Origin of the sequence: Legionella sp. MW5194 (assembly GCF_016864235.1) — a bacterium.
Taxonomy (GTDB): Bacteria; Pseudomonadota; Gammaproteobacteria; order Legionellales; family Legionellaceae; genus Legionella_C.
The window spans coordinates 201,204-226,504 of record NZ_CP045732.1 but is presented as its reverse complement, the minus strand read 5'-3'; the positions used below and the strand labels follow the sequence as shown (position 1 = coordinate 226,504).

Here is a 25,301-nt window from a genome sequence, read left to right as displayed (position 1 = left end):
ACCATAATAAATAGTACGGTTTTCAAGTACATAATAAAAGACAGTCTGAACTGGTTCTGGGATCAGTGCGTGCAGACCACGGGCACGGCATCCCAATAAAAACATGATTGGTAGGGACATTGTCATCCTCAATCTGGCAAATACAACCAAGCGATACGCATGAGGCATGGACAGACAGCCGAATCAATATTTCTTTTGCGAAAGGCTCAGTATATAGTTAAAAACGATGACACTATTAATGGATTACCGGCAGATACCTATGGATACAACAAACATCAATACCACCTCAAAATGCCCTGCGTTGCACGGTATCTTATCAACAGGCCACTCGAGCTTTGACTGGTGGCCAGAAAATCTAAATTTCGACATCCTGCATCAGCAGGATACGCAAACCAATCCCATGGGAAAACACTTCAACTACCGAGAGGAAGTAAGGAAGCTCAATTTTGAGGAACTCAAGAAGGATTTGCTCGCCTTGATGACGGATAGTCAAAGCTGGTGGCCTGCGGATTGGGGTCATTATGGCGGTCTTATGATTCGCATGTCCTGGCATGCTGCCGGATCCTATCGTATCGCCGATGGTCGAGGCGGTGCGGGCACGGGCGGTCAGCGTTTTGCGCCACTGAACTCCTGGCCCGATAACGTGAATCTCGATAAGGCACGGCGATTATTATGGCCAATTAAAAGGAAATACGGCAATCGTCTCAGTTGGGCCGATTTGATTGTTTTTGCCGGCACCATTGCTTATGAATCCATGGGGCTTAAAACCTTTGGGTTTGGTTTCGGCCGTGAAGACATCTGGCATCCCGAAAAACACATTTATTGGGGTTCAGAAAAAGAATGGCTGGGCACGGAACGTTATGCTGATGACAACCGTGAATCCCTCGAAAATGCGCTGGCGGCCGTGCAAATGGGATTGGTTTATGTGAATCCTGAAGGGGTTGGGGGACATCCTGATCCACTGCGGACGGCTCAGGATGTGCGTATAACCTTCCGACGCATGGCGATGAATGACGAGGAGACCGTCGCGTTAACGGCGGGCGGCCATACGGTGGGAAAATGCCATGGCAACGGCGATCCCAAACAGTTGGGACCTGCCCCTGAAGCCGCCAATGTTGACGATCAAGGGCTTGGCTGGCTTGGCGGCATCGGTCGCTATGCTGTGACCAGTGGTCTTGAGGGAGCCTGGACAACCCATCCCACCCAATGGGATAACGGTTATTTTTATCTCCTCCTGACCTATGACTGGGAACTGAAAAAAAGTCCTGCCGGCGCCTGGCAGTGGGAGCCGATTAACATCAAGGAAGAAGACAAACCCGTCGATGTGGCCGATCCGGGCATTCGCCAAAATCCGATCATGACCGATGCGGACATGGCCATGAAGAAAGATCCCGTTTATCGGCAAATTGCTGAACGATTCTACAAGGATCCGGCTTATTTTTCAGACGTATTTGCGCGCGCCTGGTTCAAACTGACCCATCGCGACATGGGTCCAAAGGCACGCTACATTGGACCTTATGTACCCGATGAGGAATTGATTTGGCAGGATCCTGTTCCGACAGGTAACAAAACGTATGATGTGGCCACCGTCAAAGAGAAAATCCGGGCCAGTGCGTTAAGTATCGGCGAAATGGTTTCTACAGCCTGGGACAGTGCTCGAACATTCCGAGGCTCGGATAAGAGAGGGGGCGCGAATGGCGCACGCATTCGCCTGGCGCCACAAAAAGACTGGGAAGGCAATGAACCGCACCGTCTGGCAAAGGTTCTTAAGATTCTCGAAGCAATTGCCGCAGAAACCGGTGCCAGCGTGGCGGATGTAATTGTTCTTGCTGGCAATGTCGGGATTGAACAGGCAGCGAAAGCCGCGGGTTTTGATATTACCGTTCCTTTTGCTCCGGGTCGCGGCGATGCCACGGACGCGATGACGGATGTCGATTCTTTTGCCGTACTGGAACCCCTTCACGATGGTTATCGTAATTGGCTTAAGGAGGAATCACCTGTTCGTCCCGAAGAGCTTTTACTCAATCAAACCCAACTCCTCGGTCTGACAGCCCCTGAAATGACGGTGCTGATTGGTGGGATGCGGGTGTTAGGGACGAATTATAACAACACCAGGCACGGTGTACTGACCGAGCGCGAAGGGGTTCTGACCACTGATTTCTTTGTTAATCTGACCGATATGGCCTACACATGGAAACCAGCAGGACCTCATCTGTATGAGATTCGCGATCGTAAAACAAATACCCTGAAGTGGACCGCCACACGCGTGGATCTGGTGTTTGGTTCCAACTCCATCCTTCGCGCCTATGTCGAGGTCTATGCTCAGGACGATAACAAAGAAAAATTTGTGCACGACTTTGTTGCTGCCTGGACGAAAGTGATGAATGCGGATCGTTTCGATCTGACTTCCTGATTCCTGGGAGATTATGGAAAAGCGACCACCGTGGAGACGTTGTTAGTTAATCATCCATTAAATAAAAAAGCCCTGCCAGCATAAGCTGACAGGGCTTTTAAATACAAACGGCAGGCTTATTTGGCCAATGCGGCTTTCTTTTCTTTCTCTTTGGCAATCACTGCTTCAGCCACGCTGGTTGGGCAAGGCGCATAGTGAGAGAATTCCATGGAGAATTGACCACGACCAGACGTCAGGGTACGCAGCGTGCTGATGTAACCAAACATTTCTGAAAGAGGAACATCGGCCTTGATGCGAACACCGGCAGCACTGGGCTCCTGACCGGAAATCATACCGCGACGACGGTTCAAGTCACCAATCACGTTACCGACATCTTCTTCGGTACTGTAAACATCCACCTTCATGATGGGCTCGAGCAACTGAGGACCTGCTTTTGGCATCGACTGACGAAACGCGCCTTTGGCCGCAATTTCAAACGCAATCGCAGACGAGTCAACCGCGTGGTAAGCACCATCAGTGAGGTTAATAACCACATCCAGTACAGGGAAGCCGGCCAGAGGTCCAGTGCCCATCATCGAGCGGAAACCTTTTTCAATGGCAGGGAAGAATTCCTTGGGCACGTTTCCACCCACAACGGACGTGAGGAAAGTGAATCCACTGTTCGGCTCGCCAGGTTCAATCGTGTAATCAATCTTACCGTATTGACCAGCACCACCGGATTGTTTCTTGTGGGTGTAGCTGTCCTGAATGGATTTGGTGATTGTTTCACGGTAAGCCACCTGGGGCTGACCGACAATCAATTCCACGTCATAAGTACGCTTTAAGATATCCACTTTAATGTCGAGGTGTAATTCACCCATACCGCGAAGAATGGTTTCACCTGAATCTTCATCCGTCTCAACTCGGAAGGTCGGATCTTCGGCAACCATCTTACCAATGGCAATGCTCATTTTTTCAGTTGAGCCCTTGTCTTTTGGCGAAACGGCAATGGAAATAACCGGCTCAGGGAAAACCATCGCTTCCAGTGTACACTCGTGATTTGGATCGCAAAGGGTGTGACCGGTACGGACGTTTTTCATACCGACGATAGCGATGATGTCGCCCGCTTCTGCACTTTGTAATTCATTACGCTCATTGGCCTGCATCTCAACCATACGACCGACACGTTCTGTCTTACCGGTAAAGGAGTTAAGAATGGTGTCCCCTTTATTCAGTTTTCCTGAATAAATACGGACGAAAGTCAAGGCGCCGAAACGGTCGTCCATGATTTTAAAGGCCAGGGCACGGAAGGGCTCGTCGGGTGAAACGAGAGCAAATTCACCGTTTGGCTCGCCTTCAGCATTGGTCAATGGCTGTGGATTCACTTCATGCGGAGCAGGTAAGTAATCAACGACTGCATCCAGCAACAACTGCATCCCTTTGTTTTTAAAGGCTGAACCGCAATAAGTTGGGAAGAAGGCCAATTCACGCGTACCAATACGGATGCAACGCTTGATTTCTTCGATTGAAGGCTCAACCCCCTCCAGATAACCCATCAGCAGCTCATCGTCCATCTCAAGCGCCGTTTCAATTAATTGCGCACGATAGGTTTCCACATCGTCCTGCATATCGGCAGGAACATCTGTTACGCTGTAATTTTCTGGTTGGCCCGTTTCATCCCAGACATAGGCTTTACGGGTTAATAAATCGACCACACCGACGAAGTTCTCTTCAATGCCGATAGGCAATGTCATGATTAAAGGCTTGGCACCGAGGACTTTTTTAATCTGTTCGGTGACTTTCAGGAAGTTTGCCCCGATACGGTCCAGTTTGTTGACGAAAATCAACCGGGCAACTTTGGAATTGTTCGCATAGCGCCAGTTGGTTTCTGACTGAGGCTCAACACCACCGGAACCACAGAATACACCGATACCGCCATCAAGTACCTTCAGTGAACGGTACACTTCAACCGTGAAGTCAACGTGGCCCGGGGTATCGATAATATTGAAGCGGGTGCCTTTCCAGAAGCAACTGACCGCTGCGGACTGGATGGTAATGCCGCGCTCGGCTTCCTGCTCCATGAAGTCGGTTGTTGATTCACCTTCGTGAACCTCACCCATTTTATGGATTCTACCGGTCAGTTTGAGAATACGTTCGGTAGTCGTGGTTTTTCCAGCATCGACGTGAGCGAAGATACCAATGTTTCTGTAAAGGTTTAAATCAGCCATAGCACTCTTCTAAAATTTAAATGGATAAAAAATTGTCACATATTGTACAGGATTTTATACTGATTTGCAGCAGAAAGTTGCGGCATTTATTCTGATTATTTTACCGCTGGGGTTTCAATGGTGAGCACATGTCCAAAAATCAGGCGTGACAGGCAGCAAATTTAATCATTCGCACATACCATGGCTATTTTGTACCTACAGCAAAAATCCCCGTAAACACCGGATTGTTAATCGATCGAAATGATTTTAGTATAACACGGCGTGCTGGTTTGGCTGATGGTTATCGTATCAAAGGAATTTTTATGAAAAAACTTGGACTCCTACTCTTTGGGATTGCGCATGCAGCAAGCGTTTTGGCTGGCGCAATGAATGCTTCTCCAGACTTAAGTCTTCAGTATAAAAAAGATTTTTACATCGGTGCTAATCTCTCGGGAGATTATTCCAAGTACAATATCAAGTTGACTGATATTCGCTTCGCGACAGGATTAGTCAATCGCTTTGGCCAAACCCACCTGACCGATATAGCCATAGCCGGAGGTCTGTTCGCCGGTTTTGCCATTCATTTCCCTTCCCCTTTCTATCTTGGTGTCGAGGGGTTTTTAAATTTTTCTGATAATGAGGCTAAAGCAGCGATTTTTGATGATAACCCGGTCAATTTGGAAGGGCTTACCTTCGCCTCGTTTAATGTGCGCAATAAGCGACATGCTGGCGTTGCCGTTTTACCAGGAATTAAAATCAACAATAACACACTTGCCTATGCCCGTGCAGGGTATATTAACGGCGCATTGAAGGTGAGTGGCGAAGGGCGTGCCTTGTTAGCTACCGGTGTTGTCACGACTTTTAACAATGAGCACGACTTAAACGGCTTTCAAACAGGCTTGGGCCTCAACACGACCCTTTCGAAAAACCTGAGCCTTCGAGGGGAATGGGTAATCAATATCTACCAATCCTTTACCGATCCCGTCATCAATCGACGAGGCCTGGTGGAAGGGAGCTTAATCTTCAATCACCCAACCACAAGCCAGTTTAACCTGGGGCTTGTTTATCATTTTAATGATATTACTGCATGAGAAGTATCAGGGGTGATTCCGATTAGCAGCGATGAATTCAGCCAAACGCCATTTCTCGCTGCCGGAATGCAACCCCTTTCATGGCTATTCCTTCAACTCATTTTTGTATAAACTGGCGGTTCACAAGGATTGCAATTGATAAGGACATGGATTGAAACGACAGTTTATTTTATTCTCACTCTGCTACGTGTTAATGCAAGGATCTTACTGCCGCGACATAGGCACTCTCAGTGATAAACGCTTTGTTCTGGGCTTGGATGCAGGCGCTGCGAAAACGAAGCAATTAAGCCAGTCCGCTCATTTTCAACTGGGATACAGCACATTTAATTATTTACCGGATAGGGATGCGTCGACGACGCGGTATGGCATTTCACTGGGACGCCGATTCCCGCTTAATCCATTAAACAGCTTCATCATTGGCTTAAGCTACCATCAATTCAGCAGCATGGCGGTAAGGGGCACCCTGCAACAAGGGATTTTCCCGCCACTCTACAGTGCTAACTACGAATACACCATTGAACTGTCGCAGTTATTAATCGATGCGAAATTGCAGCACCAATGGGGACAACGATTTTATCCCTATCTGATCGCCGGTATTGGCGCGGGATTTAATCGCGCTGAACATTTTTATACCACCGTCCCAGGGTATCTCACGATAACACCAACTTACGCCAACCATGACCGCTCGTCGTTAAGTTATGCCCTTGGTTTAGGTATCGATACCTTGCTCGCCCCGAATGTAACAGCGGGAATAGGGTATCTGTTTTCTGACTTGGGACCGGTTGGCCTTGGCGATGGTGCGATACGACAAACCCACGTATCCAATCATTTAAGCCAATCGCATTTGCACATGAATACCGTTTTGGCACAGATCAGCTGGTCTATATAAAAGGTTCCTAATAATGACTCATTTGAAGCATTCCCATCGAATTGTATTACCGATTCTTCTGCTTTTGACGCTTACCCACGCCAGTGGCCATGCGCGGGCAGCATTCACTAACGAGCAGCAAAATCTCGCCTTTTTGATTAAACCTCAGCCCAACACATTGCTACCACGAGAAGTGCCCATCGGCTTTCCGGTGCATGCGAAATATCAGATTACCAATCCAAATCCGCTCACCGCCATCAATGCGACCATTGTCTCTCTGCCACCCCATACCAGCATCCATGCGACGGGATGCGGCTCAAGGTTTACCTTGGCGCCCAACGCCAGCTGCACCTTGACCCTGACGGTTTCAGCCAACGGGTTGCGCGTGGGCGATGTCATCAGTGGCGCCCGCGCTCCCAATGTGTTAATGGCCTGCTGGAACGATGGCGTGAGTTGCGCCGGAGTAACCAATGCCAATGATTTATTGCGGGTTAACGTGATCCCCCCGCCCTCCCTGGCTTACCAATCCCTGTTGGAAGATAAATTAATTAACGCGGACTTGTGGGGCAATCAGCCCGAAATATTGTCTGCCAATTACGGGTTTGAAGGCATTGAAGGGGTTCCTGGCAATGAATCGGGCGTTGTCGCCGCCGGTGGCGCCTGGATGACGATTACAACCCCCGGTGCGCCTTTTGCTGCCTACACCACGGCACAAACACCGACGGATGTCGCTTTTGGCTTTGGTTATCCGACCAATCATGCCGATGCCATGCCGATTTGTTTCAGTTGGCCCGTGCTGCCCAGTACCGTACGCCCGACTGATTTTCGTTTAACGTTGAATACCGGCGAAATCGTGCAGCCGGAAGTGGCATCGATCACACCTAATTTTTTATACAACAAGCGCAGTTGTGTCGTCATTTTTGGCAAATTCGGCAATCGACTTTCACCCGGAACACCCGGGGCCGTTTACCCGACCAAGGTCACCGTCGTTGATAATGGAACCACATTGAAACTGGTGGGTCCCAACGGCCCGGTGAGTGCAGTGGGTTTGAGTAAATCCAGTGGCAATCCTTACCAACCCGGCGGAGGTCCTAAATTAATTGGCGCCAAATTAAGCATCATGAACGATGTCGGGCAAAATGCACCGGTTGCCTTTCGAAGTAATCTTCCGAATGGCGGCACGGCACTGTACGGACCCGATGCAGAATACCGATTACGCATCTATACTACAGCCGGCATTTCTCCTGACGGCGTTTCAGCTATCCTACCCACCGACTTTGAAACCTTTTTTCAAATAGAGGTAGTGGACGGCGGCGTATCACAGTTCATCACGCAAGCCAATATCCCTTATAATTTTTCTGCCGGCGTCATTCAGGTAGTCGGTCTCGCGGATTTAGGGAAATACGATCTCCCTTTAAATGATGCCTATGTGGCGGATCGCGACAATTACCTTGACATCATTTTAAAAGGGGATGAAGCGGCCATGCGTTTAATCACTGCCGTCATTATTCCAGCGACCCCTCCCTATTTACCCTTATACAATCCGGGCGGTCCAGGAAATAACCCAACACCAGGAGTAACTTATACGTCTCCAGGCCCGACGTGGACGCAACCGGTGACTATCGCAATTGATGACCCGCTGACGGTGACTTATCCTTAAGGAAGCAGTAAAGATGAGTTTGGATACTTTTTTTGAAAAGGACAATCGCGCGCTTCGATGGATTGCCAAAGGCATCCTCCTGTTCTGGATGCTCTGGTCTTTACTGGTTGCTTTAAGTGATACGGTTAATTTGTTGCAGCGTCTGCATCTCTTACCCGCCCACTGGGTTTACACGTCGGGAAATTATGATTTGGTGGTGCAGACTTTTTCACTTTATAAGCTCAATAACGAGCCCTTATTTCTGCTGTCCTATTTTATTATTGTTGTCTTCGCCTGGATTATCACCTTCTTTTTTGCGCGCGCCGTATGGGTTTCAGAAAAAAATAACCACTACTTGCAGCGTGCCTACACGGCATTTCTGGTGATTCTTGCAATCGATGCCGTATTTATTCTCGCCGATGAATTGTTTATTCAATATGCGATGGAACATGGCCACATGAACCGTCTTGGTTTTAAGCTGCTAACTTTTATTGTTTTTCTGATGTTGGAGAAGCCCTTTGTCTTGTCACGGGAATAACTTTTTCGGGTATGGTTCATTGCCCCGCTTGATCTTAAGCTGTTTTTTTACTGTGATGCTGTCGTTATTCGCCATTGTCTGCCCTGCGGCGGACACGTCGTTTGATTACATTGTGGACACCGATATCGGCGGCGACATTGACGATGTGCTGGCCTTGTTGCTCGCGCTGGACAGCTCTCATCAACCATTGGCCGTAACAACCAACCACATTGAACCCGAAGACAAGGCGCGGATTGCCAAGCTTATCATGACAGAGCGCGGTTTTCCCTCAATCCCCGTTTATGCCGGTATCGGGGTAAAACGAACCGACTCCAAATACCTTTTCCTGCAGCAAAACCCATTATGGCCCCCATTTTATGGCTACCCAAATCCCGATGAAGGTGAAAAAAGCTGGCATATCAGGCAAGCGGCTGCTTATCGAAGAGTCTATGGGCAACGCTTTAATGATCTTCCCGTTGAGTCAGAATCAGCCCCCGCTTTTATTGTACGAACCGCAAAACACTATTCCCCCGAACATAAGCTGGTTATTGTGGCTCTAGGCCCCTTGCATAACATCCATGCCGCACTGTTGCTTGATGAAACAATTAAAGACAACATTAAGCTCTATGCCATGGGCGGCGATTACCCCAAAGGGTATAATGGGCTAATATCTCCCGAAATCACAGCCGATGTCCTAAACCAGATTGAAACCGTTTTTATCTCCAGTGAATTCATTGAAAGCCACCATTTTTACATTAGTCCGGAGGAGTTCGATAACATCGCTCAGCATTTGCAATCGCACTTAGGCCAGGCCGTGTTGGAGGACTGGAAAAACTGGCACCGGATTGATGCCAATCACAAAAAAAACACCGGCTTGGCTGACCCCGTTACATTATTCCTTGCATTGCATTCCGAGGAAATTAATCACTACATACCCCAGACCATTGCCTTTCCATGCCTCAATGCCCAAGGTATTTTAAAACAGGAATTCAAGGGATTATGGTATTCCATGCCCGGTCTTGACCGTCAACTGATTCAAATGATGGAAACGCCAACGAGCCCCATTCGTGCGGTTGCGAACATCATCGATAGAAATAAAATAAAACAAGCGATTATGCAAGCCATTCTTCGTCTGTCTTGATGCCCAGACCAGAATAAACGGCGCACCTAACATCATTTTATATACATAACGATCTAATCAAATCCAGAATGACCAAATATGTACATGCATTTGAAAAATAAGTACACTCCTGCAACGTAAACATTCCAACCAACTTGAGGTGCCATTGTGCATTTAAAATCGGAGCAGGCTATTTCCAGCATTTGTTTAAAAACCAAGTCAAAAAAAGAAATAACCATTAATACCTCTCCGGAGGCCACTCAACCGTTCGGGACCCATTTTTTAGAACGCATCAATACCCCAAAAGGACTTGGGACTGTTATCGGTGTGAACAGCAATTTTTTATGGATATGGCTGGACTGTGATTCCGGGCCAACGTACTGGGATCATGTAACGGATGCTCTTTTTAGTTACCCTGAATTCAGTAAAAGCAATGATAAATACTATCCTGAGGAACTTAAAGGGTTTATCCGGGTAACACCGAACCTGTTAACGGTATTAACCCATATCGATGAGTATTCATCGGTCGCTCTTGACCATACTCTCAGGGTCACGTTAAACCAGTCTCCTGCTCATATGACAGAGCAACTTCGATCCCTTTTTAAGGAATTCGATAAATTATCGGCTTCGGATATGGAACTGCTGGCTGAAGAAGAGGGGCTGGATGAAAAGGAAAAGACTGCCTCGGGGACCGTTACTGAGTACCTAAACACTGCAACCCTGGACGCCCTTGCACTAGAGTTTAATGCCATGCAGCACCGCGTTCAAACGCAGCTTCATCAGCTTAATCAGCAACTGAAAAGCCTTGACAAGGAAAAGACACCTCAACTTTTTAACGTGTTAAGCAAAAATAAATTGCTGCTTGAACAAAGTGGTCAGGAAATGGATCAAACCGCGGATCTGTAAATAATTTTGTGTAATTAGTCATAGCATATAATCTGTCGGCACTGGATAGTGCTGACAAATATGATGAGAACAACTATGACTGAAGATATAGATGAATTGGCAAAAGAGATAGCCAGAAATTGCAAAACACCTGAAGATTTCACCGAGTTTTTCAAACAATTAAAAAGACGGGGATTGGAAGCTGCTCTAGCCGGCGAGCTTACTGCACATCTGGGCCATGAAAAGCATGATAAAGGTGAATCACGCAAAGATAATTCTCGAAACGGTTACAGCAAAAAGAAAATTCATGTCAGTGAAGGTGAAATGGAAATTGCCGTACCTCGGGACCGCGCGGGCTCGTTCGAGCCGCAACTCATCCCCAAGCATGCCACTCGCTTTGACGGTCTTGATGAGAAAATTATTTCCTTTTATTCTCGTGGATTAAGCACCCGTGATATCCAGTCAGAGCTGGAAGAAATTTATGGGACTACCATTTCCCCAACGTTAATTTCCAATGTTACAGATGCTGTTTTGGCTGATGTGCGAGCCTGGCAATCAAGGCCTCTGGATAGCTGCTTTCCCATTGTTTATCTGGATTGTCTGGTGGTCAAGGTAAAGACGGATAAAGGCATTACCAATAAAGCCGTGTATTTGGCACTGGGTGTAAATACCCAAGGACATAAAGAACTACTTGGCATGTGGATTAGTCAAAATGAGGGCGCAAAATTCTGGCTTAATGTGCTGACTGATTTAAAAAACAGAGGTCTGGATGAGATATTTATTGCCTGTGTTGACGGCTTGACTGGTTTCCCGGAAGCCATCGAAACGGTCTACCCTTACGCCAAAGTTCAGCTTTGTATTGTCCATAAAATCCGCCAATCCCTGTCTTATGTGAGCTGGAAAGACCGCAAAATACTTGCCGCTGATTTAAAAAGCATCTACAGTGCAAATACGCTCATTGAGGCTGAAATGGCACTGGATGCTTTCTCTGCCAAATGGGATGACCAGTATGTTTAATTTCGTTCGCTCATCAGGATCGCTGATTTTTGCTTCTTTCAAGGCAGGGAATTGCTTTAAGACATTAACGTTGTTCTCATCCAGGCCGCCCTTCGGACACCAGCCACCGATATCGATACCCATTTCAGTTGCGATTAATAACGCGGCTTGATCAACGCCCGTTTGTCCACCTGAAACAATTTTTTTAATCATGCTGGTTTCCCTGCAGTAATTTTGCTTTCAGAAATAAATCATTACAATGCTCTTCCATAACCCCACTCACCAACTCTACCTCATAAAAATTAGGGGTACTGGTTAAAATTTCCTTTGCACCGATTTGAATCTGCCTACCAAATAAACCATGTAAAAATGAAATTGATGAACCATAGAATACCTTAGGGATCATCGCCCAATACACAGCAGCCGCACACATGGGGCAAGGTTCAGCCGTGCTGTAAAGGCTTAATTTACTCTTATCTCCATCAAATCCATCACTAAATAAAGCATGGATAACCGATAACTCACCATGCATTAAAGGATGGTTATTGGCAGAGTTAACCGATTTAAATAGAATCTCACGATCATCATACACAATGATCGCGCCATACGGTGCCATGGGGTTAGACCTGGCAACCTCGATGGTTTCCTTCATGAAGTGATCGACATGAGGATCAAGATTTATTTTTGGGGTTAATGTAGTTTTCATGGAGTTTATTCGCATCAAGTTTATAGAAAAGTAAAATTAATAAAATCGGATAGACGCCAAGAGAAATTCGTAAAATATTTTATAGGCCTCTTTAAACACAATCGCACTGGCTAATTTTTCATATTAAGCCCCCGACATTAATAGTAAAAATCTGTTGAACCTTATCGCGGCTATAAAAAAAATTTGCGATGGGCATCTTTTACCAATGTTTGAAAAACTGCCAATCTACAACCGGCTATTATCCGCAAATGGATACAATCGTACATTGCACCACAAAAACCGTTTCAAATATTTTAATCCTTTTAAGAACCGTCATTGAACAGGCCTTGGTTGATCCATACATTAAAGAAAACCTGTCATTCAGCACCCTAATGGGACCACTTTGTCATCACCTAAAGGGACCACCCCATTAGCACTTAATGGGACCACCTAGTCATCACATAAAGGGACCGGGCTGTCAGCAGCTAAAGGGACCACCCCACCTATCAAACTTTGGTTAAAAATGAACATAATTTTCTCTGTTTATTCATAAATGGGAAATGGATGTCAAACCGGAGATTTGAGATGCACGAATATATCATTATTATTAGCCAATTGCGTCAAGGCGCTACGCTCAGAGGGCTGTCCCGTGACAAACTTGCCGATAGAAAAACGCTTAGGAGGGTGCGTGACATTGCGATAGAGCAAGGCTGGTTAGAAAAGGATAAGTCAATCCCCACAGAACAGGAACTGGCGTTATTTTTGAAAAGAGCAGTGCCAATAGCTTTTTGAGCATACAGCCATACCGGGTGAAGATTGAAGAATGGACCAGACAGGGCGTTCAGGCCAGCACTATCTATGCTCATTTACAACGAGAACATGGTTTTAAAGTAGTTATAGCGTTGTTCAACGCTATATCAAGTCTTACAAGGAAAAACAACGAGCGGTCACCACGATATTAGAGTTTAAACCGGGCGAATCAGCACAGGTTGACTTTGGGCAAGGACCTAAAATTACTGATGGCAAAGGAGAGGAACAGAAGACCTGGATCTTTGTGATGGTGCTCTCCTGGAGCCGTCATATGTATGCAGAAATGGTCTTACATCAGGATGTTGAGACATGGCTTGCCTGCCATCGGCGTGCCTTTGAATGGTTTAATGGTGTTCCAGAAAAAATAATTATAGATAACGCGAAGTGTGCGATTACGAAAGCTTGTTACCACAACCCTTGCGTTCAAAAGGCATATGGGGAGTGCGCATCAGGCTATGGTTTTATTATTTCCCCATGTCCTCCGTATGATCCCCAGAAAAAAGGCCGAGTTGAATCCGGGGTTAAGTACGTTAAAAACCGCTTTGTTCCACTGCGCCAGTTTAGAAGCTTAAACGATGCGAACGAGCAGTTAAAGATCTGGTTAATACAAGAGGCTGGCGCGCGCAACCGGCACTACTCATGAAAAGCCTTTGGTTCTATTTGAAATTGAACAACCTCTTCTTAAAAAACTGCCTAACCATCCGCCCGAGTTTGCGGCGTGGGAAAAGGTCAAGCTTCATGGTGATTGCCATGTGCAATACAAGAAATGCCGATATTCAGGTCCATATCGCCTCGCACGGCAAGAGCTTTGGCTTAGAGCAACGGATACAACTATCCGACTGTATTTCAATCATCAACTGGTAGCACTCCATCCGAAACTCGAAATACCAGGCACCAAACATACAATACCAGAACACCTTCCACCGAATGCTTTGGCTTACTCGATGCGAGATGCCCAGTGGTGCCTAAAGCAAGCACATGAAGTTGGAAGCCAATGCGTGATTGCTATTGAGGGACTATTAAATGATTCAGTCGTAGATTATCTTCGGGCTGCACAAAGCATTCTCGGTCTTAGGAAAAATATGGCGATGACCGTCTGGAGGCTGCTTGCCATAGAGCGCTTGTTTTCAAAGCGTGCATTATAAAACAATCAAGACGATGCTAGAGGTTGGGGCTGAAAAGCAAGCCTTACCGCATGAGGAAGAACCGACAACATTGGCCAAACCCTATTCGGTAGGGGGAAAGTTCTGCCGGAATACGTCCCACTTATTACACTAATACAAACAACAGGAGACAAATGATGATAAACCCGATGCCCGAGCTATCTTCGCAGTTAAAACAACTACGGTTATCGCATGTTGCTGAGAACATCCCGCTGCGTAACCGTGAGTCTATAGAAAAGAAGCTAAGCTACCTGAGTTTCTGGGATTACTGCTTCAAGATGAGTTATTAGGAAGGGAAAACAAAAAATTAAGAACACGAATGAAGCGTGCACGTATCCGTGGTGACAAGACGATAGAATCATTCGATTTTGACTTTAACCTTAAAATCAATCGCGCTCAAATACAGGAGTTAATCTCGTGTTCATTTATTGCAGAAAAAGTTCCCATTCTCATCGTAGGACCTTGTGGAACAGGAAATCTCATATTGCTCAAGCCATAGCTCATTGTGCGATACAAGAGGAATCGATACACTCTGGCTTTCGCAAAATCAACTCTTTAATGAGTTGCAAGCAGCTAGAGCATCAGGTCGATTTGATAAAAAGTTCTCAGAACTGGTGAAAATGCCACTACTAATCATCGATGATTTTGGACTAAGACCATTACGCAACCCCCAGGATGAGGATTTTCACGACCTAATCTCGGAAAGATATGAGCGTGCATCAACGATCATTACATCCAATCTGGACTTTAGCGAATGGGGTTCTGCTTTCCCTAATCGATTACTTGCTGCAGCCACTATCGATAGATTAAGACATAATTCATATCGGGTTACATTAGATGGTCCCAGTTACAGAGGAGAGCGAGAAACAAAAGCGAAAATAACATGTATAATTAACTAAAAGTGGACAAGTTTGATAGGTACCGTTTTGACATTTTAGGCGGTCCCATTAGCTGCTGATCGACGGTCCCTTTAGCATGCTGAATGACAAAACCCATTAAACAGTATTATTATCGATAAAATCCTCCGCAAAACACCAACTGCAGCGATTACAAGCCCGGTCTGTTCAGTGTTGATGAAATAAATGCCATTCTGAATTCGTCTGATGGCTAATTGCGAAATTTATTTCAATTTGCCTTTTTTACCGGTTTATGTATTTCTGAATTGGTTGGATTATGCGGGACAGGCATCGACTGGAAGAACCAATTAATGAGTATTGAAGAAACCATCGTTGCAAAGGAATTGAAAGGCCGAAAACGGAGGCCGGTAACCGTGAAGTACTTCTCCTTTCCCCTGCCTTGGAAGCACTGGAAAGGCAGAAAGAATTCACCGGTTTAAAAAAAGCAGAGGTTTGCTATCAAAATACCTATAAAACGCGCCACACGTATGACTCCATGATGCTGTCTCAAGGGAAAATATCATGTGGGTTCAAGGATGAAAGGCTAACCAAGCCTGCTCTAGGATATTCTGCTTTCTCGAAAATTCATCAGGTTGTCTTTCACAGTCTAAAATTGGCCACAAATAGTGCCGCTATTAATCCCTGAATCACGCCCGCTTCAAATTCAATCTGAACATGCTGTCTCGCTAGCTCTACAGTCTCTAATCCAAGCGAAAGGTAATATCGGCATTACAGTTTGCATGCTGGTCTGTGTTATTCTTGCATATTAATTATGCCAGAGATTCTAATGAATAAAACCATATGGGGATTTGCAAAAGACATTTACTAAGTTAATCAACTTAGGAATTAAAATGTCTGTAAAAAATAAGGCGCGTGATAGAGATAAAAACGGTCGTATAAAACGTAAATACACTGGTCCTTCTCTTAAATGGCGGGTCGCTTTTCCCTGCGGGTGCCCTCATAGTTGGCGGAACAGGTACATGACTAGACCCAAACGAAGGGAGAACAAGAGATTGTGCGGTATGATTTTGAGAGGACAGGATTCTGGTTTTCTCAGTTTTCCTTTGGGAAATAGAAAACCTCACTACTATTTTTGGTGAGAAATAAGTTATGTAAAATTCTATCTCAGCTTGGGTACTTAGGTGATGATCATTGTATTATGGAGCTATATCAACTAATAAAGAGGTAGTTTTGTCTGAAATCTGATCTCCTCCCTGAAAATAGATCCACCCTAAACTGGAGAAATCTGGCAAAATATCAACAAGCAAAAAAGGTATAAGCCATCATGAAAAGAAGCAAATTTACAGAAGAACAAATTCTGTTTGGGTTGAAGCAGGCGGAACTGGGAACGAGTGTTTCAGAGGTATGCCGAAAGCTGGGAATAAGCGAGGCGACATTTTACATATGGAAGAAAAAATATGGTGGGCTTGGTGCATCGGAACTCAGGAAACTTCGTCAGCTGGAAGATGAAAACAAGCGTCTTAAGCAGTTGGTTGCTGACCTAAGTCTTGATAAGCAGATGTTGCAGGATGTTCTGTCAAAAGCTTTAAAGCCACGGAAAAAGCGAGCGTTGGCATTAGCCCTTCAGGACAGTTACCGGATAAGCATCCGCAGAAGTTGTGACGTTCTAATGTTAAGCCGTAGTGTATATCAGTACCGTTCATGTCGTGGCGAAGATACAGCAGTAAGACACCGTATACGTGAGATAGCCCACACACGGGTACGTTATGGTTATCAACGCATTCATGTTTTATTAAGGCGGGAAGGATGGGTTATTAATCACAAAAAGTTCACCGCATTTATTGTGAGGAAGGTCTTAATCTTCGCAGAAAGCGTCCGCGCCGTCATGTTGCTGGTGCGCACAGAGAAGAACGATTAATGGCGTCCACTTTAAACGAATGCTGGAGCATGGACTTTGTTTCTGACAATCTGTTTAATGGGAGGAGAATACGGGCTTTAACTATAGTCGATAATTTTAGTCGGGAATGCATGGCTATTCATGTAGGGCCGACTATTCGAAGTGAGGAAGTTGTGAATGTTCTTGAGGAGCTCAGAGTCCTTGATAACAGGCTACCAAAAGCATCCGGATTGATAATGGCCCTGAGTTTATTTCAAAGATATTAGACAAATGGGCTTATCAGAATAATGTAACTTTGGATTTCTCAAGGCCCGGAAAACCAACAGATAACGCGTTTATTGAGTCATTTAATGGCAGTTTTAGGGATGAATGCCTGAACAGCCACTGGTTTCTTTCTCTGGAAGATGCTAAAAGAAAAATTGAGGAATGGCGTCAAGATTACAACGATTTTCGGCCCCATTCCTCCCTGAACAATTTGACCCCAAATCAGTTTAGGCAGAAAATCTCGGATGTCAATTTTTTCTAGTTTTTGACGGCTCTGTTTTTGGGAGAGGATCATTCAGTCGTTTGAATTAAAAGCAGAAAATGATAATTGGGGGAATATCGCTTTAGAAAAAAATGAGGGTGATATTATTGGAATTGTTCAATTTTCTATTAGAAGTTTTATATAGCCCCGGAAGGTAATCTATACTCAGCAAAGAGGATTCTTCGGCTAATAAAATGGACTTTAAATTATTTGCGATGCTTTCTTGTCTGTTTTTTTCCACAAATAGCCTCTCTCAAAATACCCCCTGCTCAGGGAAAAAGGGAGGGATATCGCATTGCCTTAACAATTATTTTGTTTGTATGGACGGTACGATAAGCCAATCAAAGCAGATATGTCCTGAATTTTTAAAGTCACTCAATAAAAATAAAGAGAAATCGAATGAGCAAAATGGCACAGACCCAGATAATTAAAAGGTGGCTTTTGATTTCACTCAGTTTATTTTCTCTTTCTTGCAATTCCGCGACAATAACAATGACTGGATTAGTCATAAAGATTGCAGACGGAGATACTCTTACCATTTTGACCAACAACCATAAGCAAATCAAAATCCGCCTGACAGAAATTGATGCGCCTGAGAAAAGTCAGCCATTTGGTAATAAATCAAAGCAGAGTCTCGCTAAACTATGTTTTAACAAAATGGCTACCGTTACAACCCAGAAGCACGATCGGTACGGTCGAGTCCTTGGTCGCGTTTCTTGTAATGGCATCGATGCCAATTCAGAACAGGTTAAACTGGGCATGGCATGGGTTTATAATAAATACGTCACCGATAAATCACTATACGAACTACAGAAATACACGCAATCTCAAAAATTGGGCTTATGGAGTGATCACAAGCCAATCCCCCCATGGATAAAAAGGCATCGCTGATGGGTAATACTTTTTGGGCACAAATTGGGTACATTTTTCAGAAAAATGGGCACTTTTTGGGATCATTTGGAGGCTATGAGAGAGGATGAAAGACAGCCGACAAACCCTCATTAAACCCTTACTGCATAAGGGTTTTTGATGTTCTTCGGTGGTCTTTGGTGGGATGGTGTATTGGTGGGGCGGCCATCACATTAGCCACATAATTAATTGATAATAAACAACTATTTCAATGTGATTTTTAAAAAAGCCCCCAAATAGGCCCCTAAAAATAGCGTACTGATGCTGGAAGCGAACCGTGCTCCACGTATTTTATTCGCTATTCGCGAATTGCAAATAGCCCATTCTAAATTCTAGAATATGGAATAGTATAACTTACAATTACAGAAAATTTGTCTCTCTTAAAAATAGTGTTATACTATATATAACACGGCCTGCTCCTCTTCATTGCAAAATGTACGAGTGGGTTTTCTTTTTTGTATAAGTAGCAAGATGCCACGTTATAACAAACCTCACCTAACATTTGAAGATCAACTCGAACTATTGAAATCTCGTGGTTTAGAAGTTACCAATGACAGCGTAGCATTGGAATACCTTCGTCGTTTAGGCTACTATCGCTTAAGTGGCTACTGGTATCCCCTTCGCAAATTACTTCCTCTAACTGAAACAAAATTGGTAAGGCCACGGCGTTCTGATGAATTTGTACAGGATGCACATTTCCAAGATGTAGTTGCTTTATATGTTTTCGATAAAAAACTACGTTTACTGATACTGGATGCTATTGAGAGAATAGAAGTCGCCTTCAGAGTAGACATAGCCTATCTTCTTGGAGAAACGGATCCATTTGCTTACACTAACCCCGATTTATTACACGGGCATTTCACTAAAAAAATTGATCCCAAAACTGGTAAAACAAAATATGAAGAATGGCTTTCTAAACACGAACAATTGATAAAACGCTCCAAAGAAGATTTTGTAGAACATTACAAAGAGAAATACGGCTTGCCATTACCTATATGGGTTGCTATAGAGCTGTGGGACTTCGGCCTTTTGTCTGTATTTTATAAAGGCATGGCGGTAAAAGATAAAACCGTAATTGCACAAAAGTACAACATTCCTGATTGGCAGGTCATGGAAAGTTGGTTGCGCACATTAAATTACGTCCGAAATGTAGTTGCACATCATAGTCGTTTATGGAATAGAAACTTAATCGACCAACCTAAACTTGCAAAAGCAGGGACAATGCCTGCTTTCGATTCATTTATTGGCAACACAAATATGACATCTAGGGTATATATCGTGCTATGTATTTTAGCACATTACATGAAAATAATTTGCCCGCGTTCGACCTGGCAAAAGCGTGTCGTGGAATTGATGCAGTCTTTCCCAAATTCTAATTACATAACCATTCGAGATATGGGGTTTCCCACTGAATGGGCACAGCAAGAATTTTGGCAATAGGCTGGGATTTTATTCCTGATCCATTTTGCCGACGTCAGGAAAATGGTTAGCAGCAGTCCACCATATTAAGTTGATAGACCGTAATATCCAAGGGTCTTGATCCTCTGGCTTCGATGATCCCGAGGTTTCTTGCCAACACATTAATTATTTGACCGGGTGGTGTTTTTTCCAAATTTGATGGAGTCTAATGAATTTGGGGGTCTTCGTTAATTCAGGATTTGCACTTTCAATCTCTCTTAAACAATCGTTTAACTTATCGGAAATCCACGGTGAATCGTAAGTAATTTTATCTAATAAAATAAGAGCTTCTTCAGGAAAATTAGAACAGTGATTTAAACTATGTAGTAGATGTAAATCGTTTATTATATTTTGTTTGTAACTTATCCAAGGGAGCAAAAGCTTAAGTGCACTTGGAAATCGATTACCACTTGCGATACATAGGCGTATTAATTCTTTCGAGATATTATCAGACACGACCTCAAGAGACTTTGGCCATATATTTCGCCAGAAAGGTAGAATACGATTGTCCCAATGCTCTTCTCGTTGATCAGCCGCAGATTCTTGAGCTCGGGCCAAAACTTCCGCCGTTATGTCTAAGCCATCTGATGGTAAAATATGATAAATATCTTTTAGTTCACTGTAGTTAAAAGTTTCACCGCGATTAAGTGAAATGTGCGTAATAAAAGCAACATATTGTTGTTTACTGTTTTTTCCTAATATCTCATAAAAGGTTGCTGTTTTTAATAAATGAGGCTTTATGGCCTCAAGAAATGGATAATATAAACGAGGGGTCCAAAGAAATCCTTCCCATACCATCCGAGCCTCTATTTTAGAGATTTCCCAGTTGAATATATTTAGCAAATGATTAAATGACCAGTCAGGATCGACACGAAAAAGTGTAATTGCATTTGCGGCAAGTAATACACGTGCCAATCGAAATTTCTCAATTGTAATGTCGCAAAGTTCTGTGAATATTGTATTAATGTTTGTTGGAAGTTTCTGACCATCTTCGAGTTTACGTACAAACCACCTGTTAAGTATTGCTTGAGTAACATATCCCACGGGATGATTGATTGCCATCATTACTGGGTCATCAAATTTTGTTTCAGGGTAATCTAAATTTAATATTTGATTGCAGAAATTAAAAAATATTTCTTCATGATGCGTTACCGAGAATTTAGCTACAGATTTTATCCAATATCCTAATGCATGAGAAAGTTCGGGCAATATATTGTTAGGAATCTTAATAAGAATAGGAGCTATATAACGCCATGAATGGGCGGTGTATTTATCATCGGACCATATTTGCAACGCTTGTTGCCAACGCTTCAAAGGCCAAAAACCTTCTTTACCAAGTATGCACAAGGATGTTGCTACTGTTGAAAAATCATTTTGGCACCGTTGTTGCCAGTCATCCTCATTTCTCCAATCATCACCAGGATTTTGTTTCAACCATTCTGCAAGCTCTTTGCGGCTTTTAGGTGTTTGTTTGAAACTCTGAAGTTCTTCTCCATTTCCCATCCAAACTGGAAACTCATCACGCTCTTCTGCGGCAATTGACCACAGAGGATAAGTAGTTTGTATTGTTTCTAATTTTGTTGAAGCCTCTTCGCTCAGCTCTATGTTGTTCATTTTAAGCTTAGCCAAACGCAACCAAATCATATGGTCTTTGATCTGTTCCAGGCGATCCAATTCAACAACCCCTTCGAATAATTCATTTGGTGGGCCTTTTATAATCGCTTGTTCCAAATTGAGCAAATCATCTCTTGTTAAATGGGAGCCCAAAGCTACAATTAAGCGTATAGCTTCTCGTTTAGTCTCAGTTGACCATAACCATCGGCAATTATCAGATAAAAGCAACTCTAAACCATTTGATGAGGAAATAATGCTTTTCTGAGCAGCTGCAAAGAACATTAAGCGACGAAATATTGGATATGGATAAAACTGCCATTTTTTAGCTACAAGTAAAGCTTGTTCTGGATTACGAACTGATGTTACTAGCCAAGCATCTCTGATAAGTTCAATTAATGTTGTCCAATCATCAAATTTGCGATTTTGAGGATGTTCGCTTATTGATGGTTGAGCGCTATAGGTCATATCAGCCAATTCATTCGCTTTACCTAGTTCTGCTTTCAAATCAATTGCATCTCGCAGTAGCATTGTAAAATCGTCTAGTAGTTGGGGTAAAGCATCTTTCCAGCTGGCTTCTTTTGATAACTCGCCTAATGCAGAATGCACATGATCACTAGTAAGTCGTAACTCCCAATCTATGAGCGACTCAGGGGATGAATTGCCGATCTCTTGTCTGGTAGAGACAAATTTTCTTAAAGATATTTTTGGAGATAGTAGTTCGCGTAATTTCATTTTCAGAGCTACTGTTAAACCATCCTGTTTAAATTGAGTCACCCACTGATAAAGTTCAAAATTATTTTGAGTTGAATCAATCCGTCCAGTTAATAATAGTTGCCAATATTTGCGCATTATAGGTGAGGGTATTGCATTTTTTGAGTGTCTAAGAATTAGTGCAATTTCTTCCTTTTTCTCATTACCCTCAAGACTTTTATAATATTCAAGTTCTTTCTCAATGAGATTAATTAAAAAATAGTTTAACTTACCACCTTGGTTAGCAAACCATAGAAGTAGTTTGGGATCATTTAAATGCCGCACAAACCAGGGTGATAGGTTGCGCATAATATCATCCAGATTTTTAACTACAGAACTATTTTCTATCAAGCTCATGTATGGAACGCACTTATTTGGTACAGGACGATTTAAGAAACTAAACGTAATCTTTTCATCTTGTTTTAGCAAATGAGATACACCAAACTGCAACAAATCTGAATTAGTAAAACGATTTTCATGAAATATATCTAACCAATCTAATGAAGGTGCCGGATCAGAAAACTTATCACCAGCAAATCGTCTTGCAGGCAATCCCGAGGGGTCTGATAATGCCCATAAAACTCGCCCAGAGTCTGTCCGGAATTCTGTGTAACTAGCCGTCCTGTTATCCGGTAACTCTATCGCCGAATTCGATCATGAAGCGATTCATAGCTGGTTTCCAGTTATGAATCGGCATGGTCCACTTTTGAGAAATTCGTTCAATTGCCAAATAGAGCAATTTAAAAACGGCTTCATCAGAAGGAAACATGCGTTTGTTTTTTATTACTTTCCGTAAGGTCATATTCAATGACTCAATCGCATTGGTGGTATAAATCGCCCGTCGAATATCCGCCGGATAATCAAACAAAGGAATGACCCGTTCCCAATCCCTGCGCCAGGAGATGCTGATAGACGGATACTGGTCATCCCATTTGGCAGAGAAAGCATCCAGTGCCATTTCAGCCTCAATGAGCGTATTTGCACTGTAGATGCTTTTTAAATCAGCGGCAAGTATTTTGCGGTCTTTCCAGCTCACATAAGACAGGGATTGGCGGATTTTATGGACAATACAAAGCTGAACTTTGGCGTAAGGGTAGACCGTTTCGATGGCTTCCGGGAAACCAGTCAAGCCGTCAACACAGGCAATAAATATCTCATCCAGACCTCTGTTTTTTAAATCAGTCAGCACATTAAGCCAGAATTTTGCGCCCTCATTTTGACTAATCCACATGCCAAGTAGTTCTTTATGTCCTTGGGTATTTACACCCAGTGCCAAATACACGGCTTTATTGGTAATGCCTTTATCCGTCTTTACCTTGACCACCAGACAATCCAGATAAACAATGGGAAAGCAGCTATCCAGAGGCCTTGATTGCCAGGCTCGCACATCAGCCAAAACAGCATCTGTAACATTGGAAATTAACGTTGGGGAAATGGTAGTCCCATAAATTTCTTCCAGCTCTGACTGGATATCACGGGTGCTTAATCCACGAGAATAAAAGGAAATAATTTTCTCATCAAGACCGTCAAAGCGAGTGGCATGCTTGGGAATGAGTTGCGGCTCGAACGAGCCCGCGCGGTCCCGAGGTACGGCAATTTCCATTTCACCTTCACTGACATGAATTTTCTTTTTGCTGTAACCGTTTCGAGAATTATCTTTGCGTGATTCACCTTTATCATGCTTTTCATAGCCCAGATGTGCAGTAAGCTCGCCGGCTAGAGCAGCTTCCAATCCTCGTCTTTTTAATTGTTTGAAAAACTCGGTGAAATCTTCAGGTGTTTTGCAATTTCTGGCTATCTCTTTTGCCAATTCATCTATATCTTCAGTCATAGTTGTTCTCATCATATTTGTCAGCACTATCCAGTGCCGACAGATTATATGCTATGACTAATTACACAAAATTATTTACAGATCCCTCGCCCAACGAAATTATCTTCCAAAGTACTTGTTTGAGGTCTTGTTATTGCATGCTCAACAATTATGCGCTCTTTACCATTTACTCCATCTCTATAAGTTTTTGCCCACGCTCGAATTGTTTTGTGTAAATAAAGATGATTATTATGCTCTTGATAAAGGATGGGAGTAACATTTTTTGCTTTCCATTCTTTAGCCGCCTCTTCTCTCTTACCTCTAGAATAACTTCCAAAAGCAAACATCTCTAATGTTGATTCACCTAATAAGCGGTCAGCTGCAAGAGCATCCATCATGTAACGAAGTATAGGATCGTTAATGCTGTACCCAACGAAACAAATCGTATAGTTTCGAAATAATTCACTAATAAAACGGGCAGCCCATCGTTCATTTAGATATGCCAGACCAAAATCACCACTAGAAAGAACCAGATGATTATTAGCCCTATCTTTAATTTCACGCAGTAGCAAACCATGTAAGTAAACAAGGCCATTCCAACGGTTTTTAGGAACAGGAAGTAATGGAGCTTGATATCTTTCAATACTCATACTTTCTTTCTCGATAATTTCTTCAAAAATATGATCAAAGTTAGTTGTAATTAACCGTGCATATCCATTTTTATGGCAATGGGCTAATGTCAGTAATGATGCGTGGGTTTCTAACGCATTTTTAGATTCCAGATCGGGATTAAGCACATCAATGAGGGTTCGACGAACTTCATTCCGTCCCCCTACGATTCTAGCTTCAAGTAACCCTATTGCAGTATCAAACTGCCCTGCCTTAATCGCCGTTTTTTCAATATCATTTGGCATTTCACCTAAAAATTCATAAATTTTATTTACTAACCCCCCAAAACCAGGAAGTTTTGCTGGGTATGATATGCCTGCCCCACAAAAAAAAACTACTTTGCCGTCTTCATGTGTTTGTAATAACCTGTCTGGAACTTCTGGTCCATTTCTAACGAATTGCATAATAATTACACCTATAGAAGTAGATGTTGTATTT

The 25,301-nt window shown here is 43.6% G+C and carries 20 protein-coding genes and 2 pseudogenes; 16 read left to right on the top strand and 6 right to left on the bottom strand.

What is annotated here, in order from left to right:
* The first annotated feature begins 259 nt into the window (after positions 1 to 259).
* Positions 260 to 2,413: a catalase/peroxidase HPI gene (gene katG, locus GH742_RS01070; RefSeq protein WP_203456798.1), complete on the top strand. Its 2,154-nt coding sequence runs from the start codon at positions 260 to 262 to the stop codon at positions 2,411 to 2,413.
* Between the two features lie 116 nt (positions 2,414 to 2,529).
* Here the strand turns inward: katG and fusA are convergent, their stop codons facing one another.
* Positions 2,530 to 4,620: an elongation factor G gene (fusA, locus tag GH742_RS01065; protein ID WP_203455774.1), complete on the bottom strand. Its 2,091-nt coding sequence runs from the start codon at positions 4,618 to 4,620 to the stop codon at positions 2,530 to 2,532.
* Between the two features lie 302 nt (positions 4,621 to 4,922).
* On the opposite strand from fusA, the gene GH742_RS01060 reads away from it, so the two are divergent.
* The 7 genes from GH742_RS01060 to GH742_RS01030 all read left to right on the top strand — a co-directional run bounded on the left by GH742_RS01060 (position 4,923) and on the right by GH742_RS01030 (position 11,736).
* A complete protein-coding gene (locus tag GH742_RS01060; RefSeq protein ID WP_203455773.1) occupies positions 4,923 to 5,690 on the top strand; it encodes an outer membrane protein in 768 nt (255 codons plus the stop codon).
* Between the two features lie 151 nt (positions 5,691 to 5,841).
* Entirely contained in the window at positions 5,842 to 6,579 is a 738-nt protein-coding gene (locus GH742_RS01055; RefSeq protein WP_203455772.1) for an outer membrane protein, read from the top strand.
* 13 nt (positions 6,580 to 6,592) lie between these two features.
* On the top strand, positions 6,593 to 8,218 hold the full coding sequence (locus GH742_RS01050; protein ID WP_203455771.1) for a hypothetical protein: 1,626 nt from the start codon (positions 6,593 to 6,595) through the stop codon (positions 8,216 to 8,218).
* 13 nt (positions 8,219 to 8,231) lie between these two features.
* Positions 8,232 to 8,735 (top strand): hypothetical protein, encoded by a 504-nt coding sequence (locus tag GH742_RS01045; RefSeq protein WP_203455770.1) that lies wholly within the window; start codon positions 8,232 to 8,234, stop codon positions 8,733 to 8,735.
* 19 nt (positions 8,736 to 8,754) lie between these two features.
* Positions 8,755 to 9,855: a nucleoside hydrolase gene (locus tag GH742_RS01040; protein ID WP_203455769.1), complete on the top strand. Its 1,101-nt coding sequence runs from the start codon at positions 8,755 to 8,757 to the stop codon at positions 9,853 to 9,855.
* A gap of 147 nt (positions 9,856 to 10,002) precedes the next feature.
* Positions 10,003 to 10,740 carry a hypothetical protein gene (locus GH742_RS01035; RefSeq protein ID WP_203455768.1) on the top strand — a complete coding sequence of 246 codons (738 nt, stop codon included), beginning with the start codon at positions 10,003 to 10,005 and terminating at the stop codon, positions 10,738 to 10,740.
* 75 nt (positions 10,741 to 10,815) lie between these two features.
* Positions 10,816 to 11,736, top strand: a complete 921-nt coding sequence (locus GH742_RS01030) for an IS256 family transposase (protein ID WP_203455767.1) — start codon at positions 10,816 to 10,818, stop codon at positions 11,734 to 11,736.
* Here the strand turns inward: GH742_RS01030 and GH742_RS01025 are convergent.
* Both GH742_RS01025 and GH742_RS01020 read right to left on the bottom strand, forming a co-directional pair.
* Positions 11,647 to 11,928, bottom strand: a complete 282-nt coding sequence (locus tag GH742_RS01025; protein ID WP_203455766.1) for a YpsA SLOG family protein — start codon at positions 11,926 to 11,928, stop codon at positions 11,647 to 11,649. The genes GH742_RS01030 and GH742_RS01025 overlap by 90 nt on opposite strands.
* Positions 11,921 to 12,421, bottom strand: coding sequence for a deaminase (locus GH742_RS01020; protein ID WP_203455765.1), 501 nt, complete (start codon positions 12,419 to 12,421; stop codon positions 11,921 to 11,923). The genes GH742_RS01025 and GH742_RS01020 overlap by 8 nt, the downstream gene beginning before the upstream one ends.
* Positions 12,422 to 12,985: 564 nt before the next feature.
* Between GH742_RS01020 and istA the strand changes: the two are divergent.
* From istA to GH742_RS00980, 8 genes and pseudogenes are all read left to right on the top strand, one after another.
* Positions 12,986 to 14,488, top strand: a pseudogene (gene istA, locus GH742_RS15805) (IS21 family transposase).
* A 19-nt stretch (positions 14,489 to 14,507) separates the two neighbouring features.
* On the top strand, positions 14,508 to 14,663 hold the full coding sequence (locus GH742_RS01010) for a hypothetical protein (RefSeq protein ID WP_203455764.1): 156 nt from the start codon (positions 14,508 to 14,510) through the stop codon (positions 14,661 to 14,663).
* The gene (locus GH742_RS15715) at positions 14,633 to 14,872 is read left to right on the top strand and encodes an ATP-binding protein (RefSeq protein WP_370569538.1); all 240 of its coding nucleotides are present in this window, start codon (positions 14,633 to 14,635) and stop codon (positions 14,870 to 14,872) included. The genes GH742_RS01010 and GH742_RS15715 overlap by 31 nt, the downstream gene beginning before the upstream one ends.
* Positions 14,873 to 14,876: 4 nt before the next feature.
* A complete protein-coding gene (locus GH742_RS15710) occupies positions 14,877 to 15,272 on the top strand; it encodes an ATP-binding protein (protein WP_203455762.1) in 396 nt (131 codons plus the stop codon).
* A gap of 1,282 nt (positions 15,273 to 16,554) precedes the next feature.
* Positions 16,555 to 17,653, top strand: a pseudogene (locus GH742_RS00995) (IS3 family transposase).
* A gap of 194 nt (positions 17,654 to 17,847) precedes the next feature.
* The gene (locus GH742_RS00990) at positions 17,848 to 18,084 is read left to right on the top strand and encodes a hypothetical protein (RefSeq protein WP_203455761.1); all 237 of its coding nucleotides are present in this window, start codon (positions 17,848 to 17,850) and stop codon (positions 18,082 to 18,084) included.
* Positions 18,062 to 18,544, top strand: coding sequence for a thermonuclease family protein (locus GH742_RS00985; protein ID WP_239005238.1), 483 nt, complete (start codon positions 18,062 to 18,064; stop codon positions 18,542 to 18,544). Before GH742_RS00990 ends, GH742_RS00985 begins: the two co-directional genes overlap by 23 nt.
* Positions 18,545 to 19,033: 489 nt before the next feature.
* Complete coding sequence (locus GH742_RS00980) at positions 19,034 to 20,002, top strand: Abi family protein (RefSeq protein ID WP_203455760.1); 969 nt, start codon at positions 19,034 to 19,036, stop codon at positions 20,000 to 20,002.
* A gap of 144 nt (positions 20,003 to 20,146) precedes the next feature.
* Here the strand turns inward: GH742_RS00980 and GH742_RS00975 are convergent, their stop codons facing one another.
* The 3 genes from GH742_RS00975 to GH742_RS00965 form a co-directional block, all read right to left on the bottom strand.
* Positions 20,147 to 22,936 carry a hypothetical protein gene (locus GH742_RS00975; protein ID WP_203455759.1) on the bottom strand — a complete coding sequence of 930 codons (2,790 nt, stop codon included), beginning with the start codon at positions 22,934 to 22,936 and terminating at the stop codon, positions 20,147 to 20,149.
* 73 nt (positions 22,937 to 23,009) lie between these two features.
* Positions 23,010 to 24,227, bottom strand: a complete 1,218-nt coding sequence (locus GH742_RS00970) for an IS256 family transposase (protein ID WP_370569537.1) — start codon at positions 24,225 to 24,227, stop codon at positions 23,010 to 23,012.
* A gap of 59 nt (positions 24,228 to 24,286) precedes the next feature.
* Positions 24,287 to 25,267, bottom strand: coding sequence for an SIR2 family protein (locus GH742_RS00965; RefSeq protein ID WP_203455757.1), 981 nt, complete (start codon positions 25,265 to 25,267; stop codon positions 24,287 to 24,289).
* Between the last annotated feature and the right edge of the window lie 34 nt (positions 25,268 to 25,301).